15 protein-coding genes and 1 other RNA gene are annotated in these 13617 nt (G+C 71.3%); 13 read left to right on the forward strand and 3 right to left on the reverse strand.

The genetic code is table 11. The features are described 5' to 3' along the window. The first annotated feature begins 137 nt into the window (after window positions 1–137). A complete protein-coding gene (locus tag ACFV8T_RS02730; protein WP_385323751.1) occupies window positions 138–1094 on the forward strand; it encodes a hypothetical protein in 957 nt (318 codons plus the stop codon). 120 nt (window positions 1095–1214) lie between these two features. Here the strand turns inward: ACFV8T_RS02730 and ACFV8T_RS02735 are convergent, their stop codons facing one another. Beyond that, window positions 1215–1415, reverse strand: coding sequence for a hypothetical protein (locus tag ACFV8T_RS02735; RefSeq protein WP_385323753.1), 201 nt, complete (start codon window positions 1413–1415; stop codon window positions 1215–1217). A 269-nt stretch (window positions 1416–1684) separates the two neighbouring features. On the opposite strand from ACFV8T_RS02735, the gene ftsE reads away from it, so the two are divergent. The 5 genes from ftsE to ssrA all read left to right on the forward strand — a co-directional run bounded on the left by ftsE (window position 1685) and on the right by ssrA (window position 5601). Next, window positions 1685–2374 carry a cell division ATP-binding protein FtsE gene (gene ftsE / locus ACFV8T_RS02740; RefSeq protein WP_266746501.1) on the forward strand — a complete coding sequence of 230 codons (690 nt, stop codon included), beginning with the start codon at window positions 1685–1687 and terminating at the stop codon, window positions 2372–2374. A 23-nt stretch (window positions 2375–2397) separates the two neighbouring features. Continuing rightward, window positions 2398–3315: a permease-like cell division protein FtsX gene (gene ftsX, locus ACFV8T_RS02745; protein ID WP_385323756.1), complete on the forward strand. Its 918-nt coding sequence runs from the start codon at window positions 2398–2400 to the stop codon at window positions 3313–3315. 67 nt (window positions 3316–3382) lie between these two features. Next, on the forward strand, window positions 3383–4615 hold the full coding sequence (locus tag ACFV8T_RS02750) for a S41 family peptidase (protein ID WP_385323758.1): 1233 nt from the start codon (window positions 3383–3385) through the stop codon (window positions 4613–4615). An 18-nt stretch (window positions 4616–4633) separates the two neighbouring features. Beyond that, window positions 4634–5122: an SsrA-binding protein SmpB gene (gene smpB, locus ACFV8T_RS02755; protein WP_124723236.1), complete on the forward strand. Its 489-nt coding sequence runs from the start codon at window positions 4634–4636 to the stop codon at window positions 5120–5122. A gap of 109 nt (window positions 5123–5231) precedes the next feature. Further along, window positions 5232–5601: a transfer-messenger RNA gene (ssrA, locus tag ACFV8T_RS02760) on the forward strand. Window positions 5602–5661: 60 nt separating this feature from the next. On the opposite strand, the gene ACFV8T_RS02765 is transcribed toward ssrA, so the two are convergent. Beyond that, a complete protein-coding gene (locus ACFV8T_RS02765; protein ID WP_385323760.1) occupies window positions 5662–6921 on the reverse strand; it encodes an MFS transporter in 1260 nt (419 codons plus the stop codon). Window positions 6922–7003: 82 nt separating this feature from the next. Here ACFV8T_RS02765 and ACFV8T_RS02770 point away from each other — a divergent pair, with 82 nt between their 5' ends. The 4 genes from ACFV8T_RS02770 to ACFV8T_RS02785 all read left to right on the forward strand — a co-directional run bounded on the left by ACFV8T_RS02770 (window position 7004) and on the right by ACFV8T_RS02785 (window position 10544). Beyond that, entirely contained in the window at window positions 7004–8008 is a 1005-nt protein-coding gene (locus tag ACFV8T_RS02770) for a LysR family transcriptional regulator (protein ID WP_385323762.1), read from the forward strand. A 239-nt stretch (window positions 8009–8247) separates the two neighbouring features. Further along, window positions 8248–9411, forward strand: coding sequence for a uroporphyrinogen-III synthase (locus ACFV8T_RS02775; RefSeq protein ID WP_385324728.1), 1164 nt, complete (start codon window positions 8248–8250; stop codon window positions 9409–9411). Window positions 9412–9525: 114 nt separating this feature from the next. Then, window positions 9526–9906 carry a DUF4259 domain-containing protein gene (locus ACFV8T_RS02780; protein WP_385323765.1) on the forward strand — a complete coding sequence of 127 codons (381 nt, stop codon included), beginning with the start codon at window positions 9526–9528 and terminating at the stop codon, window positions 9904–9906. A gap of 74 nt (window positions 9907–9980) precedes the next feature. Then, window positions 9981–10544, forward strand: a complete 564-nt coding sequence (locus ACFV8T_RS02785; protein WP_385323768.1) for a GNAT family N-acetyltransferase — start codon at window positions 9981–9983, stop codon at window positions 10542–10544. A gap of 64 nt (window positions 10545–10608) precedes the next feature. On the opposite strand, the gene ACFV8T_RS02790 is transcribed toward ACFV8T_RS02785, so the two are convergent. After that, window positions 10609–11163, reverse strand: a complete 555-nt coding sequence (locus tag ACFV8T_RS02790) for a GNAT family N-acetyltransferase (RefSeq protein ID WP_385323771.1) — start codon at window positions 11161–11163, stop codon at window positions 10609–10611. A gap of 119 nt (window positions 11164–11282) precedes the next feature. On the opposite strand from ACFV8T_RS02790, the gene ACFV8T_RS02795 reads away from it, so the two are divergent. The 3 genes from ACFV8T_RS02795 to ACFV8T_RS02805 all read left to right on the forward strand — a co-directional run bounded on the left by ACFV8T_RS02795 (window position 11283) and on the right by ACFV8T_RS02805 (window position 13576). Beyond that, on the forward strand, window positions 11283–11957 hold the full coding sequence (locus ACFV8T_RS02795) for a CGNR zinc finger domain-containing protein (RefSeq protein WP_385324731.1): 675 nt from the start codon (window positions 11283–11285) through the stop codon (window positions 11955–11957). 81 nt (window positions 11958–12038) lie between these two features. Continuing rightward, window positions 12039–12668: a sigma-70 family RNA polymerase sigma factor gene (locus ACFV8T_RS02800; protein WP_385324734.1), complete on the forward strand. Its 630-nt coding sequence runs from the start codon at window positions 12039–12041 to the stop codon at window positions 12666–12668. Then, on the forward strand, window positions 12665–13576 hold the full coding sequence (locus ACFV8T_RS02805; protein WP_385323774.1) for an anti-sigma factor family protein: 912 nt from the start codon (window positions 12665–12667) through the stop codon (window positions 13574–13576). Before ACFV8T_RS02800 ends, ACFV8T_RS02805 begins: the two co-directional genes overlap by 4 nt. Window positions 13577–13617: the final 41 nt, after the last annotated feature.

Consider the following 13617-nt stretch of genomic DNA (forward strand, 5'->3'; position numbering starts at 1 on the left):
ATGTCTGGGACGGGTGTGAACGGGGGCGGGCGGCATGACCACGGCTCTGTGTGGCGCCGTTCGGAGCGAACTCCGGAGAGCCGGGGCCCGCATATGGCTGCTCCACTGACGAGAACAGCTACTGGGGGTAGCAGCACATGACGAAGAAGACGCGAGTCCGCGTCGCGCGGATCGCCGCGGGCGCGGTCATCGCCGCGGGCGCCTCGCTCACCGCCGCCGGTGCAGCTTCGGCGGTCGGCATTGGTGTCGACCTCGGCGTCGTGTCCACGAAGGCCGAGGTCGACGAGGGCGGTCTGGGCATCGACGCCGACATCAAGGGTCCGCAGGGCGATTCCGACGGCGGTGGTCCGGGCGGTGTCGACGAGGGACAGACGTCTGGCACCGGCACGTCGGGCACGGAGGGTTCTTCCGGCACCGAGGGTACGTCGGGTACGGAGGGCACCTCCGGCACGTCGGGCACGGAGGGTTCTTCCGGCACCGAGGGTACGTCGGGTACGGAGGGCACCTCCGGCACGTCGGGTACGGAGGGTTCTTCCGGCACCGAGGGTACGTCGGGTACGGAGGGCACCTCCGGCACGTCGGGTACGTCGGGTACGTCGGGTAACTCGGGTACGGAGGGTTCTTCCGGTAACTCGGGTACGTCGGGTAACTCCGGCACGTCGGGTACGTCCGGTAACTCGGGTACGTCGGGTAACTCGGGCACGGAGGGTTCTTCCGGTAACTCGGGTACGTCGGGTAACTCCGGCACGTCGGGTACGTCCGGTAACTCGGGCACGTCCGGCACGGAGGGTACGTCGGGCACCTCCGGGAGCGGCTCGTCCGGTACCACCGGTAACGCCTCCACAGGCTCCGCCACCGGCGGTGACGACGCCAACACCTGCACCGTCGACCTCGACGGTGCGAAGTGCGCGGACAACACCACCCCCGACTCCGCCGGCAACCAGCCGGTCGAGCAGGGCAAGGGCAAGGACGAGCTCGCCGAGACCGGTGCCGCCGAGACCACGTTCCTGCTGGTCGGCGCCGCGACGATGATCGCCGGAGGCATCGGCTTCCGGATCCTGCCGCGCCTGATGAACGGCCGTACGGTCGCCTAAGGGTCACCCGCGGTAACAATTGCACAGCTACGCACAGAGGGGCCCGGGGTGCCGATCGGCATCCCGGGCCCCTCCACGTACACGTACCGGCGCCTGCGGGCCGACAGGCGGGACGCGCGGCTACACGGTCTGGTGCGCCAGCAGTGCCAGCGCGCCCAGCAGCATCACCAGCAGGGCCACGAGCATCGCCGGGTTCAGCCCGGCGAACATTCCCTGCTCCTGTTCCTGCTGCAGCCGCGCGCGGCTTGCCCGGCAGACGGGGCAGCGGCCCTCGTTGACGGGCGCCGCGCAGTTCGCGCACACCAGTCGGTCATAGGTCATGCGCTTTCCTCCTCCCGCGCGGCGGAGCCGCATACGCTCTGTCTCCGCACAACGCTCATGGAAACGCAACCGTTCCCCCTACCACTGTGCCAGCTCGCGCGGATTTCGGCGCGGCCCGCCGGAGATCACCCGTTCCGTCGTACTTCGGACCCGCTTCCGGCCGGTACCGTTCCGCCATAAATCACCCATCCTCGGACGCGCGCCTGCACGCCTCAGTCCGGTTCGCGTATGGTCACGCACACCTACTCCCGGCCGACCGTGGTGCATTCGTGATCCGATTCGACAACGTCTCCAAGACCTACCCGAAGCAGAGCCGTCCCGCTCTACGGGATGTGTCTCTCGATATCGAGAAGGGCGAGTTCGTCTTCCTGGTGGGCTCATCCGGCTCCGGCAAGTCCACCTTCATGCGACTCATCCTCCGCGAGGAGCGCGCCAGCCAGGGCATGGTTCACGTCCTGGGCAAGGACCTCGCGCGCCTGTCCAACTGGAAGGTGCCGCACATGCGCCGCCAGCTGGGCACGGTGTTCCAGGACTTCAGACTCCTCCCCAACAAGACCGTTGCGGAGAACGTGGCGTTCGCGCAGGAGGTCATCGGCAAGCCGCGCGGTGAGATCCGCAAGGCGGTGCCCCAGGTTCTCGACCTGGTCGGCCTCGGCGGCAAGGAGGACCGGAGGCCCGGTGAGCTCTCCGGTGGTGAGCAGCAGCGCGTGGCGATCGCGCGGGCGTTCGTGAACCGCCCCATGCTGCTGATCGCGGACGAGCCGACCGGCAACCTCGACCCGCAGACCTCCGTCGGCATCATGAAGCTGCTGGACCGGATCAACCGGACCGGCACCACCGTGATCATGGCGACCCACGACCAGAACATCGTCGACCAGATGCGCAAGCGCGTCATCGAGCTGGAGCAGGGCCGTCTCGTACGTGACCAGGCCCGCGGCGTCTACGGCTACCAGCACTGAGCATCGAGCACTGAAAGGACGCCATGCGCGCCCAGTTCGTCCTGTCGGAGATCGGCGTCGGCCTCCGTCGCAACCTCACGATGACCTTCGCCGTCGTCGTCTCCGTCGCCCTCTCGCTCGCCCTGTTCGGCGGCGCGCTGCTCATGCGCGAGCAGGTCAGCACGATGAAGGACTACTGGTACGACAAGGTCAACGTCTCGATCTTCCTCTGCAGCAAGAGCGATGTGACCTCGACGCCGAAGTGCGCCAAGGGTGCTGTGACCGCGGAGCAGAAGAAGGAGATCGAGGGCGACCTCCACAAGATGGACGTCGTCGACACGGTCACGTACGAGTCGGCCGACCAGGCGTACAAGCACTATCAGGACCAGTTCGGCGACTCGCCCATGGCGAGCAACATCACGCCGGACCAGATGCAGGAGTCGTTCCGGGTCAAGCTGCACGACCCGAAGAAGTACAAGGTCGTCGCCACCGCCTTCGCCGGCCGTGACGGGGTGCAGTCCGTCCAGGACCAGAGAAGCATCCTGGACAACCTCTTCCAGCTGATGAACGGCATGAACGTGGCCGCCCTCTTCGTGATGGCGCTGATGCTGGTCATTGCGCTGATGCTGATCGTGAACACTGTCCGCGTGTCCGCGTTCAGCCGACGGCGCGAGACGGGCATCATGCGGCTCGTCGGTGCCTCCGGCTTCTACATCCAGATGCCGTTCATCATGGAGGCCGCGTTCGCCGGTCTCATCGGCGGTGTCCTGGCCTGTGTGATGCTGCTGGCCGGCCGGTACTTCCTGATCGACGGCGGACTGGCACTCCAGAGCAAACTGAACCTGATCGACTTCATCGGCTGGGACGCGGTCTTCACCAAGCTGCCCCTGGTCCTGGCAATCGGCCTGCTGATGCCCGCCGTTGCCGCGCTCTTCGCACTCCGCAAGTACCTCAAGGTGTGACATGCGCCCCCTGGGCGCGCGGCCAACCGGCCGTGCGCCCAGGGGGCGTTGTCCTAGACTCGGCGACATGTCGGGCCCCGCGCAGTGTTTCGGGCCCCGCGGCGTGCGCCGCGGGGCTGCCCTGACATTGGTTTTCGCGAGCGTGCTGGCCACCGGAGCGGTCACCGGCGCGCTGCCGCGCGGCAGCACGAAGTCCGAGGACTTCGCGACCCGTTCCGTGGCCTCCACCGTCGACCGCGACGAGGTGGCCGACGCCGCCGCCCGAGCCGTGGCCGACGGCAAGTCCGGCAAGGAGGCGGCCGCGGAGGTCGTCAGCCGCAGCGGCGACCGCTGGGGCGCGGTGTACGACGAGCGGCAGTACGAGGAGTTCGAGCAGGCCCTGGACGGCTCGTACACCGGCGTCGGGATCGCCGCGAGGCGCTCCGCCGACGGGCTGGTCGAGGTGGCCCGGGTGCAGCCCGGCGGCCCGGCCGACCGGGCCGGCATCGAGCCGGGCGACCTGCTCCGTACGGTCGACGGCCACCGGGTCGACCGGCGCCCCGTCGCCGAGGTCGTCGCCCTGCTGCGCGGAGACCGTACGGAGGCCGCCGCGGGCAGCACCGTCGTCCTGGGGGTCGAGCGCGGCTCGGGCCTGCGGACCGAGGCGCTGCGCCGGGCCAGACTCACCACCGAGGCCGTGACCGTGCGACGGATCGGACCGACCCGTCCCGCCTCCTCCACTTCTCCCGACGACTCCGACTCCGCCGATCCCCCCGGTCCGTCCGGCGCCGTCATGATCGAGGTCGACTCGTTCACCAGGGGCTCGGGCGCCAAGGTCCGTGACGCGGTCCGGGACGCACCGTCGGACGCCGGGGTGCTCCTCGACCTCCGCGGCAACTCCGGCGGACTGGTCACCGAGGCCGTCACCGCCGCCTCCGCCTTCCTGGACGGCGGCCTGGTCGCCACGTACGACGTGCACGGTGAGCAGCGCGCCCTCTACGCACAGCCGGGCGGCGACACCGACCGGCCCCTCGTCGTCCTGATCGACGGCGGCACGATGAGCGCCGCCGAGCTCCTCACCGGCGCACTCCAGGACCGGGGCCGCGCCGTCACCGTCGGCTCGCGGACCTTCGGCAAGGGTTCGGTCCAGATGCCCAGCAAGCTCCCGGGCGGCTCGGTGGCCGAGCTGACCGTCGGCCACTACCGCACCCCGGCGGGCAGAGGCGTCGACGGCCGGGGCATCACCCCGGACCTCGCGGTCGGCTCCGGGGCCGAGCAGCGGGCCGAGACAGTATTGAGTGGCCTCGGGGGTGGGTCGTAGTGCGAAAATGGCCGCACTATGGCTAAGGAAAAGGACACAGGGCGCAAGCTCATCGCGCAGAACAAGAAGGCGCGGCACGACTACCACATCCTCGACACCTACGAGTGCGGCCTCGTGCTCATGGGGACCGAGGTCAAGTCGCTGCGGCTGGGCCGGGCCTCCCTGGTGGACGGCTTCGTCCAGATCGACAGGGGCGAGGCATGGCTGCACAACATCCACGTGCCCGAGTACGTGCAGGGCACCTGGACCAACCACTCGGCCAAGCGGAAGCGCAAGCTGCTGATGCACCGGGCCGAGATCGACAAGCTGGAGTCGAAGTCGGGCGAGACGGGCCACACGATCGTGCCGCTCGCGCTGTACTTCAAGGACGGCCGGGTCAAGGTCGAGATCGCGCTCGCCAAGGGCAAGAAGGAGTACGACAAGCGCCAGACCCTCCGCGAGAAGCAGGACACGAGGGAGACCAACCGCGCGATCTCGGCGGCGCGCAGGCGCCAGCGGAGCGCGTAGGACCGGGTCCTGCCGGGCGTCGGCAGGAATAGGCTGGCATCGTCGCGCGTTGGTCACGTACGATGGCACTGCACTCCACAGCGGGTGCGCGCATTTGAAAAAACAACATGGGGATGATCGGTTTCGACAGCGGATGTCGAAGCAGGGGAAGCGTGTCGAGGAAGCGGCAATGATCTCGTAAACCATATGTCGCAACCAATAATCGCCAACACCAAGCGCGATTCCTTCGCCCTCGCTGCCTAAGTAGCGACTTGCGAAGTGTCAGCCCGGGGGTGATCCCGACCCGGATCCTGGCATCATCAAGGGATCTAAACTTCTAGACCCGGTCACGGGGCCTGGAAGGAAATCAAACAGTGGCTGAGCCCGTCGGAGACTTGTTCGCGTGATCTCCGGGGCTGAGAAAAGCGCAGCGAACTGCACACGGAGAAGCCCTGATTCTGCACCGTTGGACGCGGGTTCGATTCCCGCCATCTCCACAATTCCCATGTGAACGAGGACCCCGTTGCCCACCGGCAACGGGGTCCTCGTTCTTGTGCCGGTCATCGGTTCTGGGGAGTCCGGACCCCGGCCGCCGCGACGGTCAGTGCCAGTGCCGCCGCGCAGACCGGTACGACGTACCCCGGCACCTGTCCCGTGTGCTCCACCATCCAGCCGCCGGTCGCCGAACCCGCGGCGATGCCGCCCAGCAGAGCGGTCACGGCCAGTGTCATGCCCTCGTTCAACTGGCCCTCCGGGGTGAGGCGTTGCACCAGGGTCATGCCGGTGACCATGGTCGGGGCCGTCGCCGCGCCGGCCAGGAGCAGTGCGCCGGCGAGGGCGAGCAGGGAGTCGGTCGAGGCGGCGGCGAGCAGGGGCAGGGACATCAGCGTCGTCATCCCCGTCAGGCAGAACAGCAGCCGGCGACGGATGTCCGCGGCCGGGCGCAGCGACCCGTAGAGCAGCCCCGCCGCGCACGACCCGGCCGCCTGGAGGGCGAGGATCGCGCCCCCGGCGTGGGCGATGGTGACGACCTCCATCGCACCGAAGACCGTGCCGGTGGCGAGGAAGGCGGCGAGCAGGGCCGGCATGCCCCGGGTACGGAGCGGGGAGCCCGCGTGGGTGCGGGGTGCCACCGGTGGTTCGGTGGCGCGCTGGGCGGCGAAGATCAGTACCCCGGTCATCAGCAGGACCGCCCCGACGAGTGTTCCGGCCTCCGGGAAGAGCGCCGCGCACAGCAGCGCGGCGAGGGCCGGGCCGAGCATGAAGCAGAGTTCGTCCGCGGCCTGTTCGAAGGAGTTCGCGGTGTGCAGGGCGGCCGGGTCGCCCCGGTGCAGATGGGCCCACCGGGCCCGGGACATCCCGCCGGTGTTGGGCGTGGTGGCGGTCGCGGCGTAGGAGGCGAAGAGGGTCCAGGTCGGGGCGCCGTAGTGCACGCAGAGCAGCAGGGCCAGCGAGCCGAGCGCGGCGATTGCGGTGGCGGGCACCGCGACCCTGGCCTGTCCGTACCGGTCGACGAGCCGGGCCGTCCAGGGGGCGACCACCGCCGTGGCGGCGAGTCCGGTCGCCGTGACGGCTCCGGCCAGGGCGTACGAGCCGCGCGAACCGGCGATCATGATGACCGCGCTGACGCTGAACATCCCCATGGGCAGCCGGGCGAGCAGATTGCCCGCGGTGAAGGCGCGGGCGCCCGGGGTGGCGAGCAGCCTGCGGTACGGGTTGGTGGACGCCCGCCGGGCGGGGGTGGTGCGCGGGGCGATGACCAGCAGGTCACCGGAGACGGCGAGCATGGGGGCGGTGGCGGGGGTTCTCTCGTACGGCATGGGCCAAGCCTCGGGGCGCTCGGTCCCCGGGGTCCAACACCTTCTCCGTATCGATTGACGCATCTGTGTTGTAAATTCTGGTGTGGCCTCCTCCGCTGCCGATCCGGGCACCCCGACGCATACCGCCCACACCGATCCCCGGCTGCTCCGCGCCTTCGTCGCGGTGGCCGAGGAACTGCACTTCACCCGCGCCGCCGCCCGGCTCTACATCGCCCAGCAGGCACTGAGCCGCGATATCCGAAGGCTGGAGCGCGAGCTGGGCGCGGAGCTGTTCGTGAGGACCACCCGGCAGGTCGCCCTCACCGCCGACGGCGAGCGGCTGCTGCCCTACGCGCGACGGGTGCTGGACGCGCACGCCGAGCTCGCCGCGGCCTTCGCCGACCCCGCGGCCCGGCCGCTCTTCGTCGACCTCAACACCGACGGCATGGCCGCCGCCCGGGTACTCGCCCGCGCCCGGGAACTGGCCCCGGCGTGCGAACTCATGGCGCGCTTCGAGAGCGGCCTGACCTGGGCCGCGGACGAGATCCTCGCCGGGCGGCTCGATGTCTCCTTCGGCCGCGCCGCCGGACTCGACCCCGCGGTACGGGCGCGGCTGGGCGTGCAGCCGGTGCGGTACGAGCCGATGGCCGTGCTGCTCCCCGACGACCACCCGCTCGCCGCGTGCGAGGCCGTCGGGCTCGACGACCTGGCCGGTGAGACCGTCTACGCGGGCGCCGGGAACCCGCGCACGGAGGAGTGGACGGACCTCGCCCGGCTGCTCTTCGCCGAATGGGGCATCGAACTGGCGCCGCCCGCCCCGCTCGCGATAGGCGTGGCCGAATTCCAGCGGGTCATGGCCAAGTCCCGGAACCCGGTGCTCGCCGTTGTCGACTTCCCTCCGATTCCGGGCACCGTGGTGCGACCGCTGGTCCGGCCCGTGCCGCTCTCGCCGCTCCTGCTGGTCTGGCGCAAGGGGCTGCGCCACCCCGGCCTCGACGCCCTGCGCGAAGCCGCGGAACAACTGGGTGCCGAGGAAGGCTGGATGATCCGGCCCGGCGGCAGCTGGCTTCCCGGGCCCGACGCGTCCCTGATGGTGAATCCCTGCTGACCGCGCCGGTCGTCGACCGGGGAGCCGTCAACCGCGCGTATACCTTCGCCGGACCCGATCCCACCGGACCCGTGGCCGGGAAGTCGCTGTTCAGCGGCGTCGGGGCAGGATCGTGTCCGCTCGGTGTCAGGTGACGTAACGGGCGGGAAATACGGGTGAACCAGCACTGTCACGCATCATTGGCAGGCTCGCCCCTCGGCATCATCGGGCAGCAGCGGGACGAGAGCCGGGAAGACCACATGCACGAGGACGAACAGCACGGGCCCCTCACGGGCTTCACCGTCGGGGTCACCGCCGCACGGCGCGCGGAGGAGTTCGGCGCGCTGCTGGAACGACGGGGCGCCACGGTCCTGCACGCGCCCGCCCTGCGGATCGTGCCGCTCGCCGACGACGGCGAACTCCTCGCCGCCACCCGGGCAATCGTCGAAACCGTCCCCGACGTGGTCGTCGCCACCACCGCGGTCGGCTTCCGCGGCTGGGTCGAGGCCGCCGGGGGCTGGGGCCTCGGCGACCGGCTGCCGGAGGCCCTGCACGGTACCGAACTGCTGGCCCGCGGCCCCAAGGTCAAGGGCGCCGTCCGGGCCGCCGGGCTGACCGAGGCGTGGTCACCCGCCTCCGAGTCCCTGGCCGAGGTACAGGACCGGCTCCTGGACGAGGGCGTGGCGGGTCGCCGCATCGCCCTCCAACTGCACGGCGAACCCCTCCCCGGCTTCGTCGAATCGCTGCGCGCCGCGGGCGCCGAGGTCCTCTCCGTACCCGTCTACCGCTGGACGGACCCCGAGGACATCGCCCCGCTCGACCGGCTGCTCGACAGCACCCTCGCCCGCGACCTGGACGCGCTCACCTTCACCAGCGCCCCGGCCGCCACCTCGCTGCTCGGCCGGGCCGAGAAACGCGGACTGCTCCCGGAACTCCTGGGCGCGCTGCGCGACGACGTCCTCGTGGCCTGCGTCGGACCGGTCACCGCCCTGCCGCTGCAGGCCCGCGGCATCGACACCGTCCAGCCGGAACGCTTCCGGCTCGCCCCGCTCGTCCAGCTGCTCTGCCAGGAACTCCCCGCCAGGGCACCCGCGTTGCCGGTCGCCGGACACCGGGTCGAGATCCGGGGGCACGCCGTGATCGTCGACGGCGAACCGCGCCCGGTGCCGCCCGCCGGAATGGCGCTGCTGCACGCCCTGGCCCGCCGGCCGGGCTGGGTGGTGGCCCGCGCCGACCTGCTGCGCGCACTGCCCGGCGGCGGCACCGACGAGCACGCGGTGGAGACGGCCATGGCGAGGCTGCGTACGGCACTGGGCGCGCCCCGCCTCATCCAGACGGTCGTCAAACGCGGCTACCGGCTGGCGCTGGACCCAGCGGCCACGGACGGCCCGGATGCCGGTCCGGGGGTCGGTCCGGCCCGCTAGGGCCCCGTTGCCGGTCCCCTTGCCGACTCTGTTGTCAGTCCTCGTTGTCAGTCCTCCCTGCTAGAACGGAGGCAGGCGGGAAAGGCCATGGAAAGACCAGTGGAAGGGGGCCCCGTGGGTACCTGGGGCAGTGGGAATTTCGACAGTGACACGGCTGCGGATCATCTGTCGGACATCACCGGACGGCTCGTCTCGGAGATCGAGGAGGCGATGGCCGACGACCCGGTCGTCCTGGAGGCCGACGAATACTGGGGCGTCGCCGTGCCGTGCAACGTCGAGCTGCTGTCCCTGATCGCGGAGCAGGGCCACGTCGGCGCGAGCGTGCCGGAGGCGGCGGTGGTCGAGGGCTGGAAGAAGAAGTTCATGGACGTGTGGGAGCGGACCATCGACGACCTGGGACCCAAGCAGGAGTACAAGGAGGACAGACGCGCCGAGCTGATCCGCACCTTCGACCGGCTGGCGGCCCTGGCGGAGCGGGAGCACACGGCGCAGTGAGGGGGCGCGGAGCAGGCGCGGGCCGGAACCGCACCGGCCGTGGGGCCGGAACCGCACCGGGATAGCGTGCGGGGATGATCCAAGACATCCACCGGCTCGACGCGGAGGTACGACTTCGTCCCGCCGCCCAGGCCGACGCCGAGTCCCTCGCCGTTTCGCTGACCCGCAGCCGCGCGTACATGCAGCCCTGGGAGCCCGTGCGGCCCGACTCCTTCTACACCGAACAGGGGCAGCGGGAGCGGCTGGCCGGGATGCTCGCGGACCGTGACGCGGGGCGTGGGATGCCCTGGGTGCTCGCCGACGAGGCGGACCGTGCGATCGGCGGGTTCAACCTGAACAGCATCGTGCTCGGGCCGTTCCGCAGCGCGACGCTCGGTTACTGGGTCGATGTCGAGTACACGGGCCGCGGTCTGGCCACGACCGCCGTGCAGCGGATCTGCGAAGTGGCCAGGGACGGGCTGCGCCTGCACCGGGTCGAGGCGGGGACGATGGTGGACAACGTCGCCTCGCAGCGGGTGCTCGCCAAGTGCGGCTTCGAGCAGTACGGGACGGCCCCGCGCTACCTCCACATCAACGGCGAGTGGCGCGACCACTTCCTGTTCCAGCGGATCCTGCACGACGGTCCGCCGACGGGCTGAGCGACCGGCCGGGGACGGGCGGCCACCGGGCATCCATGGACGGCCACCGGACACCCGTGGACGATTACCGGGCACCCCCGGCACGCAGGCGCACATGCCGGTGCCCGTCCAGCGGCCACGGCGGCCGCGCCGGAAGCACCTCCACGAAGCCGTACCCGCTCTTCTCCGCGACCCGGCAGGACGCCTCGTTGCCCAGCTGGTGCATCAGCTCCAGCCGCATCAGCCCGTCCCCGGCGAACACCTCGAACGCCCAGTCGCCGAGCGCCCCGAGCGCCAGCGGCGCGACCCCCCGGCCGCGGGCGGGCGCCGCCGTCCAGTAGCCGACCTCCGCGCTGCCGGAGCCCGGTGCGGGGTACTTGAGCGCCACGCTGCCGACCAGGGCACCACCGCGGTCGCGGTCCACCACCGCGAAACCGAAGCGGCTGCCGGACTCCCGGCCCTCCTGCTGCGCCCGCAGCCACTGCTTTGCCCCCGCCTCGTCCGTGACCTGTGTCAGCAGCATGGCGCGCATCGCGGGATCGCGGTACGCCTCGACCAGGGCCGGGGCGTCGTCGGCCCGCCAGGGCCGGAGCAGCAGCGGGCCGGCCGAAAGGACGGTGGTACCGAGATCGTCGCTCATCCGGCCACCGTACGGCTGCCCCGCGCACGACGACCCGTGGGGCAGCAGGGGTTCCGGGTGGGCCCCGCGAGGGGCACCCTGGGGGAGACCCACCGGTGACCCGAGGCGGTGACATGCGCATGGCGGCCGGCAAGAGTTCGTGCGACTGGCGGTTCGACTCCGGTCGGCCCTGTCTCGACCTGGTGGCGACCGGGATCGGGACCACCGGCGCATGTGAACTGCTCGACGGCGCCGAGCGGCTCGCCGACTGGCTGGTCGCCGCCGGACTCGTACCGGGCGGCACCCGCCTCGACGCCGTGGACGAGTCCTGGGTGGTGCGCTTCCGGCAGTTGCGTACCGGCGTCGACCGGCTGCTGACGGCCGAGCTCGGCGGCCGCGGGGCCGGGAGCGCCCTGGAACGGGTCAACGCGCTCGCCGCCGGGGCGCCGCCGGGGCTGCGGGCCGTGCGCGGCAGGGGCGGCAAGCTGGTACGGACGCTGAGCGCCGATCCCGAGTGCGGGGCGCTGCTGGCCGCCGTCGCCCGCGACGTCGTGGAACTCCTCACCGACCCCGTGGCACGGGCCGGGCTGCGCCGCTGCGAGGCCGACAACTGCCGCCGCTTCTACCTGGACACCTCGCGCGGACGCCGTCGCCGCTGGTGCTCCAGCGAGGTGTGCGGCAATCGCGAGCGGGTGGCCAGGCACCGGCGCCGAACGGCGGGCGCGGCGGTGCCGGATGCGACCGCGGCGGTGCCGGATGCGACCGCGGCGGTGCCGGACGCGACCGTTCCGGTGGTGGACGCGACCGTGCCGTAAAGAATCCTGAGGCTGCTTTGAACGGATCGCGGCCCGCCCCCGTATTCGATGACCGAAGAGCTCCACAGGGCCGACCGGGAGGTGCGGGTGCGCAAGGAAGCGGCCGTGGCCGATGACCGTCCGCACAGGGCTCGACATCGCAACGAGCCGCGCCCATCCCCGCATCCGCCGCCGCATTCGTCCCCGCCCCCGGAGCCTTCCGCCGTTCCGGACGAGGAGCTGATGCGGGCGCTCTACCGCGAACACGCCGGGCCGCTGTTCGCGTACGTGCTCCGCCTGGTCGCCGGCGACCGGCAGCGCGCCGAGGACGTGGTGCAGGAAACCCTCATCCGCGCCTGGAAGAACGCCGGGCGGCTGGGCGGCGCCACCGGATCGGTCCGCCCCTGGCTGGTGACGGTCGCCCGGCGCATCGTCATCGACGCCCACCGCAGCCGGCAGGCCCGGCCGCCCGAGGTCGATCCCTCGCCGCTGGAGGCCATTCCGGCGGAGGACGAGATGGACAAGGCGTTGTGGCTGATGACGCTCTCCGACGCGCTCGACGATCTGACCCCGGCGCACCGGGAAGCCCTGGTCGAGACCTACTTCAAGGGCCGTACGGTCAACGAGGCGGCCGATGTGCTGGGCATCCCGAGCGGGACGGTACGGTCCCGGGTCTTCTACGCACTGCGTTCGATGAAGCTCGCCCTGGAGGAGAGGGGGATCACGGCATGAACGACGACCACGAGTGGGAGCCCTTCGGCCTCAGGCCGACCGGCCCCTCCGTCCCCCCCACCCCCTCCGTCCCTTCCAACCCCCGCAGCCCCCACAACCCCTCCAGTCCCCGCACCCCCTCCAGCCCCCGCACCCCCTCCAGCCCTCGCACCCCCTCCGGGCACGACGCCGCCGGTGCGTACCTCCTCGGTGTTCTCGACGATGCCGAGGCATCCGCCTTCGAGGAGCATCTGGCCGGCTGCGAGCTGTGCGCCGCCCGGCTCGACGAGCTCGCCGGCCTGGAACCCGTGCTCGCGACACTCTCCGGGCCCCCGGCCGCCGTGCCGGGCGCCCGCCCCGTCCGGTACGTACCGGGCCCGCCCGGCCCCCGCGTGCTGGAGCGGCTCGTCGACGAGGTGGCGGCCGGGCGGGCCCGGCGCAGGCGCCGGTCCGGGTATCTGGTGGCGGCGGCTGCGGCGCTGATCATCGGCGGCCCGGTGGTCGCGGTCATGGCGAGCGGCAACGACGGCCCGTCGACGCGGGCGGCAGGCCCGTACCCCACCGGCACCGACGAGGTCACCTCCCTCCGGCGCATGCCGGAGAAGGTACGGGCCACGGACCCCGTCACCAAGGCCGACGCCACGATCGGCATGGAGAGGAAGCCCTGGGGCACCAGCACCGTGCTGGAGCTCAGGAATGTCACGGGTCCGCGGAAATGCCGCCTGATCGCGGTGTCGAAGACCGGCGAGGAGGAGGTCGTCACCTCCTGGTCCGTACCGGAGCGGGGATACGGCATCGAGGACTCCCGGCACCCGGGCGCGACATACCCGCTCCGTGTCCAGGGCGGCGCGGCCATGGACCGGGGCGACATCGACCACTTCGAGGTGCGTACGTTCGACGGCAGGCGGCTGGTCGAGGTCGATGCCTGACCGAGACCGTCGGCGGACCATTTCGATATGCGTGGCAGGTG

Source organism: Streptomyces sp. NPDC059832 (assembly GCF_042731715.1).
Lineage (GTDB): Bacteria > Actinomycetota > Actinomycetes > Streptomycetales > Streptomycetaceae > Streptomyces.